The organism is Vibrio sp. MMG023, from assembly GCF_021654215.1.
GTDB lineage: Bacteria > Pseudomonadota > Gammaproteobacteria > Enterobacterales > Vibrionaceae > Vibrio > Vibrio jasicida.
On sequence record NZ_JAKFZP010000004.1, the window covers coordinates 571,367 to 588,543 of the forward strand.

Consider the following 17,177-nt stretch of genomic DNA (forward strand, 5'->3'; position numbering starts at 1 on the left):
CCGATTTAATGAGTGACCTAGGCTGTACTTTCGTACCTCTACGCAATTAAATTCACGATTTCCTACATCACTCAATACTCATTATTTGCCTACTTTCGCACGCACTTCAGTGAGACGTTTCGAAATGCGGTTTACGTCTTCGCGGCTAAAGATTTCATCAAGGTTCATCGACAGCTTACGACGCCAGTTTGGATACTCATCTACCGTGCCAGGAATGTTAACTGGTTGATCCATCTCTAACCAGTCTTCAAGCTGAACACTCAGTAATGCAGAATCACCCGCAGCAACGTGCAATTGAAGCGCTTCACTCAAGTACGTGTCCATTGGAACGTATTGAGCATCATGGCCAATACCTTCTGGCAAGTAACCATGCCAACGAACACTGTCTAGAATGCCTTGTTTACACTTCAAACGATCCTCAAATAGACCTTCTAATTGTTGCTCGTCTGGGTAAAGACCAATCTCACGCCCCATCTTTAAGTCATCGCAATGCCAGAAACCACGGAGGGTTGGCATGTCGTGTGTACACAATGCCGACATCGACTGTTCAGCGTAATGCTTCGGAGAAATGAAGCCGCCATCGTCTTTTGATGTTTCGAAGAAGAACACTTTGTATGAGTGAACGCCTGCGTCACGTAGGATATCGACAATTTCATCTGGCACGGTACCCAAGTCTTCACCGATAACTGAACACTGATGACGGTGAGATTCAAGAGCTAGGATTGCCAGCATGTCTTCAACTGGGTAGTAAAGGTAAGCACCTTCTGTCGCTTTCTCACCTTTTGGAATCCACCATAGACGAAGTAGACCAAGAACGTGGTCAATACGCAGTGCACCACAGTGCTTCATGTTGGCACGTAATAGCTTGATGTACGCATCGTAACCAGTTGCTTCTAGCACTTGTGGGTTTAGCGGTGGTAGACCCCAGTTTTGACCTAGAGGACCAAGAATATCTGGCGGCGCGCCGATACTTGCATCTAGAACTAGGTTGCCTTCATCAGCCCACGTTTCACTACCTGAATCCGCAACGCCTACAGCGAGATCTCGGTAAAGACCAACGGTCATACCTTTTTCTTCAGCCAGTGCTTGAGCTTCTTTGATTTGATCGTCAGCGATCCACTGTAGGTACATGTACAGGTGAACACGCTCTTGATTATCTTTGATGTACTTCTGAGTCGCCGCCGAGTCAAATGTACGGTATTTCTCAGGGAATACAGGCCAACCCCACACGCTTGAATCTTCCGCGTGCAATTCACCATGCAAAGCATCAAATGCCGTTTGATGAAGTAGGCTGTCACCGCCAAGCTCTACAAACTCTAGGAATGCACGAGCACGGTCAGTGTTCTTGTCTAAGTGGCGCGCTTTGAACTCACTAAATAGTAGCGGTAACACGCTCATCTTCAGCTCAGACACTTCGGTGTAATTCACCCAATGTGATTCACGCGCTTTTTGCAGACGTTGTTGGAACTCTGCGCTGCCAACGCGTTGTTGTGCTTCTGCACTTAGTGCAAATTCAGGCACAGAGCTTACGTCGATGTACATGATGTTCAGCCAACGACGAGAAGACGGGCTGTATGGGCTCGCACCTTCAGGGTTCGCTGGGAACAATGAATGAATTGGGTTCAAACCAATGAAGTCACCGCCACGAGAGGCGATATCACTGACCAGTTGCTTAAGGTCACCAAAGTCACCGATACCCCAGTTGTGCTGAGTACGCAGTGTGTAAAGCTGAATGCTTGGACCCCATAGCTTTTTATGTTGGTTTAGATCTTCTTGTTTGAAACACGCTTTCGGTGTGATGATCAGCGACATTTCGTAAGGTGTCTTACGGCGTTTACGGCTGATGATCAGTTTGTGGTAACCCCATGCCAAATTCTTTGGCAATGCAAACACTAGAGGGCCACCCTCAGCTCGTTCATCACGAACAATTTGCGACTGAAGATAGCCTTCAAGTACCTCTCCTTGTTCTGTTTCTAAACGCCAGCTAAATTCGCTCTCGCGAGCACTCGTACCTAGGTTTAGTTCCACTTCGACTGGTTCGCCGTCGCGTAAAACAAGAACAGGGGCTAGTACGTCTTTCTTATGTTTTTTCTCAGCAGAAGCCAATAGCTTCTCATCGCTGCTAGTATCGTAGCCAAGTGAAGTGAGCAAGCGGCGCAGTGTTTCTTCAGAAACTTTTGCCTCGTCTCCCCACGCGCTGACGTAGCTATCAGCTAATCGCGCCATGTCTGCGACTTTCTTTAGTGCTGTTTGTTCTTTCATCGCTTTCTCCGAAGGTAATACCAACACCTTCCATGTAGGGTTTTATTGTTATCAATAACTAATCTTTGAAAATGACCAAAGGTAGCGCTCGGCTACCTTGGTCTTAACTGGGTTCTATTAGCGTTTCACCGCTTCAAGTTTCCAGATGTTGTTCACGTAGTCGCGGATAGAGCGGTCTGATGTGAACTTACCAACTAGGGCAGTGTTAAGAATTGCTTTCTTAGCCCAACCTGCTTGGTCTTTGTATTGTTTGCCCATTTCTTCATGCGCTTTCACGTAAGATGCGAAGTCAGCAAGACATAGGTATGGGTCACCGCCATCTAGTAGGCTATCGAATGTAGCGCGTAGTAGGCCTGGTTGACCTGGCGTAAACTCTTCACCAGTTAGTAGGTCTAGAGACGCTTTCAGTAGGTGATCTGCGTTGTAGTAGTCGTAAGGGTTGTAGCCAGCTGCTTTAACCGCTTTCACGCCTTCAACATCAAGACCGAAGATGTAGATGTTCTCGTCGCCCACTTCTTCACGGATCTCAACGTTAGCACCATCCATCGTACCGATAGTTAGGGCACCGTTAAGAGCCATCTTCATGTTACCTGTACCAGATGCTTCTTTACCTGCTAGCGAGATTTGTTGTGAAACGTCTGCCGCAGGGATGATGATCTCAGCCATGCTCACGCGGTAGTCAGGGATGAAGACCACTTTCAGTTTGTTACCGATGCGAGGATCGTTGTTGATCTTGTCTGCAACCTTGTTCACCGCGAACATAATTTCTTTCGCTAGGTGGTAGCCCGGTGCTGCTTTCGCTGCGAAGAAACATACGCGTGGCTCACACTCGAAACCAGGTTCGTTCAGGATGCGGTGGTATAGAGATAGAATGTGTAGCAGATCTAGGTGCTGACGCTTGTACTCGTGTAGACGCTTGATTTGAACGTCGAAGATAGCGTTAGTATCTAGCTCAATACCCATGTTATCTAGAACCCAATCAGCAAGACGCTGTTTGTTTTCTTTCTTAACAGCCATGAATTCTTTTTGGAATTTCGCGTCTGTTGCGTATTTAGCGATGCCTTCTAGCTGCTCTAGTTTCGCAGGCCATTCTGGACCCACTTTCTCAGTGATTAGCTTAGATAGACCTGGGTTACAGAACTTCAGCCAACGACGAGGAGTGATACCGTTCGTTACGTTATGTAGACGAGTTGGGTACATCTCGTGGAACTCTGGGAATAGGTCTTTCTTAACCAATTCAGAGTGAAGTGCTGCTACGCCGTTCACTGCGTAAGAACCGATTACACATAGGTTAGCCATGCGAACCATGCGGTTGAAACCTTCTTGGATGATAGAAAGCTTCGCTTGCTTCTCACCGTCACCAGGCCACATCTTACGAACTTCTTGTAGGAAGCGGTGGTTGATTTCAAAAATGATTTCCATGTGACGTGGAAGTAGACGCTGGATTAGCGACTCTGGCCATGTCTCTAGTGCTTCTGGAAGTAGCGTGTGGTTAGTGTACGCGAATGTCTGAGAACTGATTTCCCATGCTGCTTCCCAAGTAAGACCTTTTTCGTCCACTAGGATGCGCATTAGCTCAGGGATAGCAATTGTTGGGTGCGTATCGTTAAGCTGAATAGTCTCTTGCTTCGGTAGATCCGCTAGCGAGTAACCTGCTGCTTCGTGGCGACGTAGGATGTCGCGTACAGATGCTGCTGAGTGGAAGTACTGTTGCATTAGACGCAGTGTTTTACCTTTCTCGTGGTTATCGTTCGGGTAAAGCACTTTAGTGATGTTGCCTGCGTCGATCAGCGCGTGCTGAGCTTCGAAGTAATCACCGTTGTTAAAGCTTTCTAGTGAGAATGGTGCGATTGCCTGACATTCCCAAAGACGTAGAGGGTAAACCGTGTCTGATTCGTAACCTACGATAGGTAGATCCCAAGGCATTGCTTTTACAGACATGCCAGGAACCCATTTACGAACTTCTTTACCGTTTTCGTTTACCACTTCAACGTGACCGTAGAAGCCGATTTCTTGCGCTAACTCAGGGCGAGCCACTTCCCAAGGGTAACCTTCTACACCACGCCATGCGTCTGGTGCTTCTTGTTGACGGCCGTCTTTGAACGACTGCTTAAATAGACCGTATTCGTAGTGCAGGCCGTAACCTACAGTAGGGAATTCTTGCGCCGCACATGAATCCATGAAACATGCTGCTAGACGACCTAGACCACCATTACCCAATGATGGGTCGCGTTCTTCTTCTAGAAGGTCAGTTAAGTTGTGACCTAGTTCAGCCATTGCTTCAGTGATCTCTTCGTAAAGACCCATGCTGATTAGGTTGTTACCCGTTAAACGACCGATTAGAAATTCTAGAGAAAGGTAGTTAACGCTTTTCGCATTCTTGATGCGAGGATCTTCTTCTGTAGCAAGCAAATCACAAGTCGTGAATTCTGCCAGTGCGCGACCCATTGCTAGGTACCATGCACGGCTATCTGCATTTTCAATCGTGTGTGCATAAGTTACAGATAGATGCTTCTTCACACTCTCTTGGAACGACTTCTTGTCAAATTGTTTTTGTTGAGTTGGTTTCATTAAGAAATTCTCACGTCATTTAGTAATTCATCTGCCATACATCCTGCATTTCCCTCTGTGAATAAACATCCTCCTGTTTCTCCTCCTTCGTGGGAGGAGGGGGTAGGGCGTAGAGGGAGTACCATTGAAAAGTTAGTGATCCAAATCGCAACACAGCTCTCTCTCGTCCTGTTCTTAGTGATTCGGATCACAACCAATCTTGAGAAAGATTAAAATTTGTTCATGACGGTTTTTATGCCCCCTTCCCACTCCAATGTAAAAAGTGTCTAATCGATCACATTACGTCTTTTAACATCGATAATTTTTTCGTAATAGATGTGCAACTCAAACTACATGAAATCAATACCAGCGACGTTTAAGTGACCAGAATCACAAATACAGGGCGTAGTTGACGGCATTTTCATCAACTCTCGAGAATTAGGAAGTGGATCAAAGTAAGAGGCATTTCTGATGTCGTACCATCCCAAACGACTCACAAGCCTGTACACTTTTCATACAAACTAAAATTTTTAGTGGTGTGGGTCAGTTTTCTAGTTTCGCTAGCTCAAAAAACAAGGACAGAATCAATAATGTGGATTCCATCTAAACTTACTCGTCCGGGTCGTTTGCATAATGCTATCGTCCGTCCACGAGTATTGGACTTACTACAACAAGCGCCTTACTACAAATTAGTACTATTCCGCTCGCCTGCTGGTTACGGGAAAACCACCATGGCGGCTCAGTGGCTGTCAGATAAACCCAATGTCGGTTGGTATAGCATTGACGATAGCGATAACGATGGCTTCCGTTTCGTTAACTATCTACTACAAGCCTTAAATAAAGCCACCAACTACAACTGCTCTAATGCTCAAAAACTGGCGGAGAAACGTCAGTTCTCTTCGTTGCGCTCTCTATTCAGCGAAGTTTTCGCCGAAATGGCGGATTTTCAGCATGAGTGCTATGTCGTTTTAGACGATTACCATTTGATCACCAACGACGAAATTCATGAGTCAATGCGCTTCTTCTTAAAGCACATGCCAGACAACCTAACCGTGGTTGTGACAAGCCGTGCGGCACCACCTTTGGGTACGGCTAACTTGCGCGTACGCGATTTAATGATCGAAATTGGCAACGAAATGTTGGCATTCGATACAGAGGAAACCACACGTTTCTTCAACCAACGTATTGCCGATGGCATTGATGAAGACATGGCAAACAATCTACGTACTTATGTGGAAGGTTGGCCATCCGCGTTGCAATTGATCGCGCTGCAAGCACAACATCAAAACCGCACACTGGCACAAACCGTCGAGTCGGTTTCCCAGTTTAATCATGCGCACCTATGGGATTACCTTGTCGAGGAAGTGTTTGATTTGCTTGATCACGAAACACGCCACTTCTTAATGCAAGTGTCGGTGCTGGACCATTTCAATGATGAGTTAGTTTTCGCACTCACACAGCGTGAAGACGCGCTAGGTATGATTGAATCTCTGAACCGTTATGGTCTGTTCATCTATCCGCTGGAAGGTGAGCAAAACTGGTTCCGCTTCCACAATTTATTTGGCGAATTCCTTTCTCATGAACGTCTTGCTCGAATTCCACAACAAGAAAAAGACCTACATCGTAATGCCGCCGTTGCTTGGTTGAACCAGAAAGCACCGCATCAAGCCATTCATCATGCGCAGAAATCTCATGATACCGACTTGATCGTCGAAATCTTAAATGAATTTGGTTGGAAGATGTTTAACCAAGGTGAGTTAACCACCTTAGAATCGGCGATCAACAAACTGGATAAAGAGTTACTCTTCAGCCATCCAAAACTGTCGATGCTAAGAGCATGGTTGGCACAAAGCCAACACCGTTACAATCAAGTGGGCGAGTTGCTGGCAGAAGCCGAAGAAGAACACACTAAGCGAGATATCGAGTTGGATTCTGGCTACCAAGGCCAAGCCCACGCCCTGCTCGCTCAAGTTGCGATCAACAGCAACCAACCAGAGCGTGCATTGGAACTAGCCGAACTTGCATTGAGTCAACTTGACCCTACCGTGTACCGCAGTCGCATCGTGGCGACATCGGTCGTCGGTGAAGTTAACCACGTATTGGGTAAGCTCGATCGTGCATTGCCAATGATGCAGCAAACCGAAAAGCTGGCTCGCCAGTATCAGGTTTACCACCAAGCGTTGTGGGCAATCCTGCAGCAAAGCGAAATTATGATTGCGCAAGGTTACGTTCAAGCAGCATTTGAACTGCAAGACTCAGGCTTCCGTCTGATCGAAGACCAGCAGCTACAACACGTACCCCTTCATGAATTCTTGCTGCGTATTCGCGCTCAAGTATTGTGGTGTTGGAACCGTCTGGATGAAGCGGAAGAGTGTGCGTACAAAGGTCTGCAAATTCTGGAAAATCACTCACCAAGCAAACACTTACATAGCTACTCAATGCTGGCACGTATTGCAATTGGCCGTGGTGAACTCGATAAAGCAGGAAAATTCATTGAGCACATCCAACACTTGATGAAACAGTCTACTTACCACGTAGATTGGACTGCGAACGCATCACTTTCTCTGATCTTGTTCTGGCAAGCGCGCGGTAACACAGAAGCGATTCAAGAATGGTTGAATACTGCCGTTCGCCCTGAATCCGCATGTAATCACTTCCAACAACTGCAATGGCGTAACATTGCTCGCGCTCATATCAACCTAGGCCAATATGATGAAGCACGTGAGGCACTGAACTTTTTGCAAAGCGAAGCTAGTCGTACGAATTTGGTGACGGATACAAACCGCAACTTGGTTGTAGAGGCTATCTTGGCAGCACGCCAAAAAGACGAAGACCAAGCGAAAGCGCTATTGAAAGAAGCCCTAGTTATGACGAACCAAACTGGCATGGTAGGTAACTTCCTTACTGATGGAGCCACCATTGGTGGTCTGTTAGAGAAGCTAAGTCTTCGTCACGAACTCGGTGACCTAGAACGTCATCGTGCTCAGCAATTGATGAAAGACATTTCATCAAACCAACGCAGTCGTTCTATTCACTTCGATGAAGACTTTATTGAGAAATTGGTGAATCACCCGAACGTACCGGAACTGGTTCGTACAAGTCCACTGACTCAACGCGAATGGCAAGTTCTTGGTCTAATCTACTCAGGCTTTAGCAACGAACAAATCGCGCAAGAGTTGGATGTCGCAGGCACAACGATTAAGACTCACATTCGTAACTTGTACCAAAAGCTCAACATTGCTAACCGTAAGGAAGCCATCGTAACAGCGGAAAATCTGTTGCAGTTGATGGGGTACTGATCGGACTGAATAAATTAGTGCTAGATACTAGGGTTGGCGTTATGCGTCAGCCCTTTTTATTGCTCATTAATCGTTGAAAAGTGCAAATTGCAAAGCACGTAGGAAACGTTGTACATATATACCCGAGTCACTCTCGCAGAATCAAGCATCTCAAGGTTACTTGGGTATACTACAGACAAAAAAATAGCCAACCGCAATTAAGGCGATTGGCTTATGTATGATGTGAACAATGTGTATTCACTAACAACGTCAGTTGGCTAGGTGACCCTCGGCTTAAGAAGGGTCGAAAAGAATTATGCATTAATCATGCCAATTTTAAAAGCCTTATTTTTGGGCACAAGATCTCATATTAGATCAGACCAGAACGGATAAATTTGCAATATGCAAAACCAAAACGCAAAACGCAGTTGCAAGACGCAACCATACTTCATAAATGATAAATAAATCATCAAATAGCCAGATTCACGATATTTATTGTTTAGTTAGGTTGATTTAGACAGTGTTACGCCTTTTATATTTCCCCTCTTCACATTGCTAAATCTCGCTTATCGTTCTGTTTTTATTTGTTCAAACTCGCGATAGAGTTTGTGTTTCTCCGATAAGCCATCATTTCGAACTCTTCCGAAACACTATTTCATACTTTTTTGACATCAATGTTTGTATACTCACTGCCATCAACATGACTTAGTACTTGAGAAATGAACTATCTAATCACCTACTTTAAAGGAATGGCCATGGGTGCAGCCGATGTTGTCCCTGGCGTATCAGGCGGCACCATTGCATTCATTACTGGCATTTACGACACACTGCTAGAAAGCATTCGACGTATTAACCCATCACTTTTCTCGATTTGGAAAAAAGATGGCTTCAAAGCCGCATTTAACCATATTAACGGCTTCTTCCTGATTTCATTGTTTGCGGGCATTTTCACTAGTATCGCAACACTGGCAAAACTGATCAGTTGGCTACTAGAAACCCACCCAATTCCAATCTGGTCTTTCTTCTTCGGCCTGATTTTGGTGTCGGTCTACCACATCATTCGCCAAGTAGAGAAACGCGATGCGATTCGCTTTGTTGCCCTCTTGATTGGTATTGGCTTTGCCTACAGCATCACGGTACTAAAACCACTTCACATGGAGCCAACTGCAATCAACACCATTCTTGCAGGTGCGATTGCGATTTGTGCAATGATCCTACCGGGCATCTCAGGCAGCTTTATTTTGCTGTTGATCGGCATGTACGCTCCTGTACTAGGCGCAGTGAAAGGGTTCCAAGTTGATATCCTTGCCTTGTTCCTTGTTGGCTGTGTGGCTGGTCTATTGTCTTTCTCTCACCTGTTATCTTGGTTACTGCGCAAATTCCGCGATTTAACGTTGATGTTCCTAACAGGCTTGATGATCGGCACGCTACCGAAGATCTGGCCTTGGAAAGAAACGCTAACATGGCGTACAAACTCGAAAGGCGAGCAAGTGCCATTGCTAGAGCAAAACCTGTCACCGTTTGAGTTTGAGCACATCACGTCTCAACCATCACAACTGGTGTTAGCCGTGATCATGATGCTAGCTGCCATTGCACTGGTACTTGGTTTAGAAAAGTTTGCGGATTCAAACAAATAAATCTGAACTACTATTCCATCATTTAAGAAGCGGAGCCATTGGCTCCGCTTTTTTATTTACGCTTTACAAACAATAGGTTTCAAATAGATAGGAATATACCCAAGTGACTTCATGATGCAGGATTCAGAGCGTTGTCATTGATTCGAGGGCAAAGAAAACAACGCAGCGTAATAGCCAGCTATTTCCAAGTTGTTTGACGCAGCAATCGGGTCAATGACACGCTCCCAAAGGGCGAGTTGATTTGGCTTGTATACTTTGTTGTCGATTCTTGATTTAGACCCACCAAACCTTTAAATCGCCGCCGCGTCTACAAACCAAATCATTCTCGCTGAACCAGCATCTCGAGGTTACTTGGGTATAGCGCACAATTTGTTGAAGTTACGAGTTTTCCTACATCCCATCTGTGCTAGGATGCAGACAATGTTAAGTGATAAATACTGAATCTTAATGAAAGTGTTACAAATCGCAGGGATAGCCGTTGCACTGGTTGCTGGCTTTTACGCGCCTACCCTCATCAAAAACTTCTCTTCAGCGCCCGAGCCTAAGTCGCTCGATGAATACTGTTTCCTCTCTACTGAACCTTGCATCCAACATGATGTTGCGATGACGCTTAGCGTCGATACTGCTCAACCTCTGATCCCCGCTCAACTCGAAGTCGAATGGCAGGACAGCGAAGCCGATCAGCTTGTATTAAGTTTGGTTGGTCGAGAAATGGAAATGGGCGAGCCAAAATTCATGCTGAAGAAAGTGGCGCCGGGTAAATTCGTGGGCGACGTGACATTGCCCGTTTGTACACAAGATTCGATGACGTGGGTTGGTGAGCTTTCCGACGGTAAAGACACCATCTACCCAGCCCTCAAAATGCAAAGATAAGGAATTGATATGAGCCGTAATTGGTCTCTTTTTCTCGTGGTTGCTTTTGTCCTCGGCTTTGGTACCAAAACGTATCTAGATGGACAAAAAGACGTAGAGAAAAAACAACAAGTCGCGACCGAACAAAGTGTGTTGTTCGGCGAAGGCGATAAACCTGTCGATATCTTCGATACCAGCGATGATCGCATTCGCATTGTTTACTTTGGCTTTACGCGTTGCCCAGACGTGTGTCCGACCTCATTAGCCATGCTAGCAGGCGCACTCAATCAAATCGACGATGCGCAAAAAGCACAGTTGCGCCCGATGTTTATCTCGCTTGATCCAGAGCGCGACGAAGCCGATGCATCCGCCAAATACGCGCACTACTTCCACCCTATGATTGAAGGCCTGTCAGCACCATTGGATGTCACCACCCCACTTGCTCACAAGTACGGTGTTATCTTCCGTAAAACGGAACTCGAAGGTTCTGAGCTGAAATATACTCTCGACCACAGCTCATATTTCTATTTCTTGAAGCCCGACGGCACACTCATCACCAAAGTGCCTCATACCCTAACGCCTGCACCAATTGTCGAGGCGATTTCAAAATTGACAGCAGAAGGAAAAACCAATGAAAGCTAAACAAGCCATCAAGAGTCTGGCACTTACCGCCCTTCTTCTGAGCCCATTTGCTCAAGCAAACTTAAACGTGATGCCTCATGAACCATACGCGCGAGCGATGGCGCCAGGCGCAACGACAAGCGCGGTCTTCGTGACATTCGCTAACCGAAGCCAAGAAGACATCAATATCGTTGCAGCAGAAACACCAGCAGCAGGCAAAGTTGAGCTGCACGATGTGATTAAAGAAGGTGATGTGATGAAGATGCGTCAAGTAGATCACATCACACTAACAGCAAAAGAAACCACCGAGCTAAAACCGGGCAGCCTGCATATCATGCTGTTCGACCTTAAACAGCCGCTTAATGAAGACGACGAAATCGAAGTCACCGTGACTTACGACAATGGTCAAAAGCAAAGCTTTACCGCACCGGTTAAAAAAGTCATGGCTGGAATGAAAAAGCACGAGCATCAGCATTAATTGTTGCTCGGCAAATCAGTTCAAAGCTCCTCCAACGTGAGGAGCTTTTTTATTCCTCTCCCTTTTCTCTGAGCAGTATTCACCAAGCTATCAATGCATGATTTTGTGTCCTAAATCAGAGCGAAGCAGCCGCAGCTGAGATATAAACAAGGCTTTGCTGCCAAACGAGTTTCTCGCCATGTTAAAAGCCCTTTCTCGCGTCTTCAAAATGCTGACGCACGTGAATCCAAATCTGGAACAAGATGTCGACACCGTGATACAAGCCATTGGCGGTTTGGATAACTTGGTCGAAACGGGCGCTTGCGCGACAAGGCTACGCCTGACGTTAAAAAGCACCGCTATCGTGAATCAAAAAGCATTGAAAGAACATGGGGCACACGGTGTGGTGATCATCGATGACCGACATATCCAAATCATCTACGGCGTAAAAGCCAACACCTATTCACAAGAGATGGAAGAACGTCGAATAAAACACATATAAAACGCAAAGGAGTTGTAAGATTCGAATCACAGCCGCTATACTCCGGCCGTTAACTCACCAACGAAGAGGAAATATGATGATTGTAATGAATAACACTAACTGGGCAGTGAAAGGGTAAACGTCCAACTTTTTCTCGTGGCTAAGCCACAGCACCTCCCTTCTTTGCCCGGTTTCCACCGGGGTCAGCTCTATGCGAATTAGACCCTCATACGATTTGTATTAAGGCGCTTTGTGGCGTCTGGGATAATTCAACAATGAATAAAACACATTCTTTTTGTGAAACACTACTTACTCAACCTAACCCGTTAAAGCTATTAGGTTGGAAACCGTTTTTTCAACAACAACTGACGTTAGACGATTACGAAGACACGCTCTTCGCGCGAGTGATTGCTCACCATCGCAGTGGCTATGTCGTGGTAAGCGAGCAAGGTGAAACCCATTTGCCTATCCAAGCCTCACTGCCCAGCATGACAGTGGGCGACTGGGTGATACTAAACCACCAACAGCAGTTTTCTCGTTTACTTGAACGCCGCAGCTTATTCAGTCGTAAAGCCGCAGGCAGCAAGGTTGCCGAGCAGCTTATCGCCGCAAATGTGGATACTGTATTTATCGTTTGTTCAGTCAACCACGACTTTAACCTCAGCCGCATTGAGCGTTATTTAACTTTGGTCAATGAAGCCGATGTTGAGCCCGTGATTGTGCTGACCAAAGCCGATTTATGTGACGATGTCGATGAACTAAAAACTCAGGTGCAAAGGCTCGATCCATTGCTAATGGTCGAAAGTGTAAATGGCCTAGATGAATCGAGCGTAAGCAAGTTAATGAGTTGGTGCGGCGAAGGGCAAACCGTTGCTTTTATTGGCTCATCTGGTGTGGGTAAATCCACTTTAGTGAACACGCTACTAGGCGAACAAGAACAAGAAACAGGTGGTATCCGTGAAGACGACAGCAAAGGTCGACACACTACCACTTCTCGCTCTATTCACTTGTTACCTTCTGGCGGCGTCTTAATGGACACGCCAGGAATGCGTGAGATCCAATTGACCGATTGCGAAGCCGGCGTTAGTGAGACCTTCTCTGATATCGAAGCATTAGCAGAGCAATGCCGATTTGGTGATTGTCAGCATCAAACAGAGCCAGGTTGCGCCGTTCAAGCTGCGATTGAAGATGGCACGTTGGAGATGCGCCGCTTTACTAACTACCAGAAGTTACTGCGCGAACAAGCCCATAACGGCGCGACACTTGCTAAGAAACGAGCGCAAAGCAAGCAGTTTGGAAAAATGGTACGTAATGTCGTCGGAGAAAAGCGAAAACGCCAACAAGGTTACTAAGTTGTAGTATTTAGGTAATCAATAGAACAAAGGAGGCTAACGCCTCCTTTTTTAATAACTTAATGAAAAACCATCATTCATATTTGGCGACACAAATCAACACAAAAGACCAATAATGGCAACATCAAGCAAACATTTAAACTAAGAACAAACTAAAACTAGACACAAAATATTACCAAGCTAAGATATGTGATATTCAGCAAGAATATAGCTGAATTTATAAAAACAGGATAATTGATAATCAGGACGTCTTAGCAACGCAATTCCAACCTTCAGCCCTTGTTTTACGAGGAACATTACGCCGTGTAATGACTGAATTTTGCGCGCTTGCTCAGACATCACATTGCAGGAATGATGTATGCAACACAACAGTCTCGTTGCCCGATATGCTCGCGGTAACCTCGTTCTCCAAATCCTCGTCGGTATCGTCTTTGGTATCTTACTAGCAACAATTTCTCCAAGCCATGCTCAAAGTGTTGGCATGATTGGTAGCCTTTTTGTTGGCGCACTAAAAGCCATTGCACCGATCTTGGTGTTCATTTTGGTCGCAGCATCTATCGCGAACCAAAAGAAAAACCAACACACTTACATGCGCCCAATCGTGGTTCTTTACCTAGCGGGTACCTTCTTTGCAGCACTAACCGCGGTATTACTAAGTTTCCTTTTCCCGACCAATTTAACGCTAGTAACCGGTGCTGAAGGTGCAACGCCACCACAAGGTATCGCAGAAGTTCTACAAACCTTGTTGTTCAAACTGGTTGATAACCCAGTAAACGCATTAGTAGAAGCTAACTACATTGGTATTCTTGCTTGGGGTGTTGGTCTTGGTCTTGCGCTTCACCACGCATCAGCAACGACGAAAGCGGTATTCGAAGATCTAAGCCACAGTGTTTCTCACATTGTTCGCTTCATCATTCGTCTTGCTCCGTTCGGTATCTTTGGTCTAGTTGCATCAACGTTTGCAACAACAGGCTTTGGCGCACTAGCAAGCTACGCACATCTGCTAGCGGTACTGCTAGGTTCGATGATGATCATTGCGTTAGTGGTTAACCCAGCGATCGTATACTTCAAAACGAAAGAAAACCCATACCCATTAGTGTTCCAATGTCTACGTGAAAGTGGCGTAACAGCATTCTTCACACGCTCAAGTGCTGCGAACATTCCAGTGAACATGAACCTATGTAAGAAGCTAGACCTAGACGAAGATACGTACTCTGTATCTATCCCGCTGGGCGCGACCATCAACATGGCAGGTGCAGCAATCACCATCACAACGCTAACGCTAGCAGCAGTACACACTATGGGCATCGAAGTTGATCTCATGACAGCAGTACTTCTAAGTATTGTTGCCGCAGTATCAGCGTGTGGCGCATCTGGTGTTGCTGGTGGTTCTCTACTACTGATTCCACTGGCGTGTGGTCTGTTTGGTATTTCAAACGACGTAGCAATGCAGGTTGTAGCAGTTGGTTTCATCATTGGTGTAATTCAAGACTCTGCTGAAACAGCGCTAAACAGCTCAACAGACGTTATCTTCACTGCCGCTGTTTGCAAATCAGAACAGCAAAAAACTCAGTAAGACTTATGCATCAGTAAGATTTACGCATCTTTGGTGTAGGAAATAGAAAGGGGAGCCAATGCGGCTCCCCTTTTTGTTTCCTGTTAAGGGTGACTTACAAACGAACCGTCTTCCCTGTTTGCATCGACTCTAACGCAGCATCCGCTAGCGTCAGAGCAATCTCGCCATCTATGCCAGAGCAGCATGGCGCTTCGCCTTTCAGTACTTCAACAAAGTGTTGCCATTCCGCCACGTAAGCACGCTCATAACGCTCTAAGAAGAAGTACTTCGGTGTTGCGCCTGTTTGCCCTGTTTCTGTACTGCGGCTGACTAGATTTTCGGTCAGATTCGCCACTTGCAGCGTACCTTTCTCGCCATGCACTTCGAGACGTTGATCGTACCCGTAACCAGAGCGACGACTGTTATGAATCGTCGCCATCGCGCCAGAAGGGAATGTAAGCGTCACCACACTGGTATCGACATCTCCCGCTTCACCGATGGCAGGATCTACCTTGCAACTGCCATGTGCAGTAACCGCGATTGGATCTTCCCCTAAGATAAACCGCGCCATGTCGAGATCGTGAATCGTCATATCACGGAACATACCACCGGACGATTTGCTGTATTGCGCTGGCGGGGGCGCAGGATCGCGAGACGTGATGATTACGCTTGCTGGTTCTCCAATTTGACCGTCATCCAACGCTTTCTTAAGACTCAGGAAATGCGGATCAAAGCGGCGATTGAAGCCTAATAGGAAAGGCACTTGATGCTGATTTACTACGCCCAAGCAATCACGTACTCGCCCCAAATCAAGGTCGATTGGCTTCTCACAAAAGATGGCTTTACCTGCTTTTGCTGCTCGCTCAATCAAATCCGCATGAGTGTCGGTTGAAGAGCAAATGCACACCGCATGAACGTCGTCATCCGCCATCGCCTCTTCTACGGTTTGGCGTTTTGTCTGCGGATACTGCGCACAAAACTGATCCGCATAGACTTCATAAGGTTCGATAAGCGAATAAATCGTGGTTTCTGGTGAACGTTCGATATTGACCGCATGGACTTGACCAATTCGACCCGCTCCAAATAAAGCAATATTAAACATAGTAATTCCCTTCCGTGTCGCTTAATCGAATTGACGCTTCATGCCCGCCAACATATCTGTGGCTATGTCGTAGTAATCCCCTTCCCACAGTTGGTCATTGAGGAATTCACCAGAATAGAAGCCGTCGTAACCTGTTTGGCGAATCGCATCGACCCATTCTTTTAATGGCACCTCACCTTGCCCTAACAAGTAACCACGTAGAGCGCGCTCATCGGGCCAAGCCTCGCCCGGAGCAGGACGCTTACCGTCAGACAAGTGCACATTGTAAATCAGCTCGGCATCGATATTTGCCACTTGCTCCAACGTTGCCCCGCGACATGCCCATAAGTGCCATGTATCCAGAACAAAACCAAAGTTGTCGCGGCCGACGGCGTCGTACAGGCGGAAGTAATCTTCCAACTTGGCGATTGGAGTCCAAGCCGCGCCTTCATATTGGAAACGGATACCATAGCTCTTACCAATATCGACAATCTGGCGAATGTTCTGCGCCGTGAGTTCGATGTTTTGCTCTTTGTTTAAGCCATTTAATGCCTCAAAAGCATTGAGCTGGATGGTAGGTGCACCCACGGCTTGCGCAAAACGGCACAACGTCTCTGAATCTTGGAACAATTGACGTTGGCCGGCTTTATCTGTCACTTCAACTGCGCCAATGATGTCGATCGCTGTTGGGACAATGCCAAACTCATCCATGCGCTGTTTGAGTTGTTCAGCAGTGAAGCCAGCTTGAATATAACGCCAGAGTTTTTCGGTGTGGATTTCGAGCCCTTGGTAGCCAGTTTCTTTGGCAAGTCGGACATCAGATAGAATATTACTGTGCAGAGAGCACATGCCATGTAGAGCAAAACGCATCAGATTTACCTCTTCTCATTGCCCTGTACATTGCAGGACATAAGCCGAATTCAGCTCGAGCAAACCCGCAGCACAACCGCTAAGTTGCACCTAATCAGTGGACAAAGGTATGGAAAAATCTGCGCGCTTTACTGCTTATTCGCTCGCAGGATCGCGTCCCTATTCGAGATTACTGAGCGAT

At 46.3% G+C, this 17,177-nt stretch carries 12 protein-coding genes; 8 read left to right on the forward strand and 4 right to left on the reverse strand.

All coding sequences use genetic code 11. The annotated features are described in order from the left end of the window. Positions 1-81: 81 nt before the first annotated feature. Together malQ and L1076_RS16075 are read right to left on the reverse strand one after the other, a co-directional pair. Entirely contained in the window at positions 82-2,262 is a 2,181-nt protein-coding gene (malQ, locus tag L1076_RS16070) for a 4-alpha-glucanotransferase (RefSeq protein ID WP_038881318.1), read from the reverse strand. Between the two features lie 117 nt (positions 2,263-2,379). Next, positions 2,380-4,833: a glycogen/starch/alpha-glucan phosphorylase gene (locus L1076_RS16075; RefSeq protein WP_104038084.1), complete on the reverse strand. Its 2,454-nt coding sequence runs from the start codon at positions 4,831-4,833 to the stop codon at positions 2,380-2,382. A gap of 569 nt (positions 4,834-5,402) precedes the next feature. On the opposite strand from L1076_RS16075, the gene malT reads away from it, so the two are divergent. The 8 genes from malT to sstT all read left to right on the forward strand — a co-directional run bounded on the left by malT (position 5,403) and on the right by sstT (position 15,066). Next, entirely contained in the window at positions 5,403-8,111 is a 2,709-nt protein-coding gene (malT, locus tag L1076_RS16080; protein ID WP_038881313.1) for an HTH-type transcriptional regulator MalT, read from the forward strand. 698 nt (positions 8,112-8,809) lie between these two features. Beyond that, the gene (locus tag L1076_RS16085; RefSeq protein WP_104042141.1) at positions 8,810-9,727 is read left to right on the forward strand and encodes a DUF368 domain-containing protein; all 918 of its coding nucleotides are present in this window, start codon (positions 8,810-8,812) and stop codon (positions 9,725-9,727) included. Between the two features lie 447 nt (positions 9,728-10,174). After that, positions 10,175-10,600: a hypothetical protein gene (locus L1076_RS16090; protein ID WP_005437869.1), complete on the forward strand. Its 426-nt coding sequence runs from the start codon at positions 10,175-10,177 to the stop codon at positions 10,598-10,600. A 9-nt stretch (positions 10,601-10,609) separates the two neighbouring features. Continuing rightward, entirely contained in the window at positions 10,610-11,221 is a 612-nt protein-coding gene (locus tag L1076_RS16095; protein ID WP_045405864.1) for an SCO family protein, read from the forward strand. Then, entirely contained in the window at positions 11,211-11,678 is a 468-nt protein-coding gene (locus tag L1076_RS16100) for a copper chaperone PCu(A)C (protein WP_237304002.1), read from the forward strand. The genes L1076_RS16095 and L1076_RS16100 overlap by 11 nt, the downstream gene beginning before the upstream one ends. Positions 11,679-11,856: 178 nt before the next feature. Continuing rightward, a complete protein-coding gene (locus tag L1076_RS16105; protein WP_039977958.1) occupies positions 11,857-12,159 on the forward strand; it encodes a PTS glucose/sucrose transporter subunit IIB in 303 nt (100 codons plus the stop codon). A 254-nt stretch (positions 12,160-12,413) separates the two neighbouring features. Continuing rightward, a complete protein-coding gene (gene rsgA, locus L1076_RS16110; RefSeq protein WP_042600543.1) occupies positions 12,414-13,490 on the forward strand; it encodes a ribosome small subunit-dependent GTPase A in 1,077 nt (358 codons plus the stop codon). Between the two features lie 358 nt (positions 13,491-13,848). Beyond that, positions 13,849-15,066, forward strand: a complete 1,218-nt coding sequence (sstT, locus tag L1076_RS16115) for a serine/threonine transporter SstT (protein WP_038868957.1) — start codon at positions 13,849-13,851, stop codon at positions 15,064-15,066. A 94-nt stretch (positions 15,067-15,160) separates the two neighbouring features. On the opposite strand, the gene iolG is transcribed toward sstT, so the two are convergent. Both iolG and L1076_RS16125 read right to left on the reverse strand, forming a co-directional pair. Further along, positions 15,161-16,147: an inositol 2-dehydrogenase gene (iolG, locus tag L1076_RS16120; RefSeq protein WP_237304003.1), complete on the reverse strand. Its 987-nt coding sequence runs from the start codon at positions 16,145-16,147 to the stop codon at positions 15,161-15,163. A gap of 21 nt (positions 16,148-16,168) precedes the next feature. Continuing rightward, on the reverse strand, positions 16,169-16,996 hold the full coding sequence (locus tag L1076_RS16125) for a sugar phosphate isomerase/epimerase family protein (protein ID WP_237304004.1): 828 nt from the start codon (positions 16,994-16,996) through the stop codon (positions 16,169-16,171). Positions 16,997-17,177 lie beyond the last annotated feature (181 nt).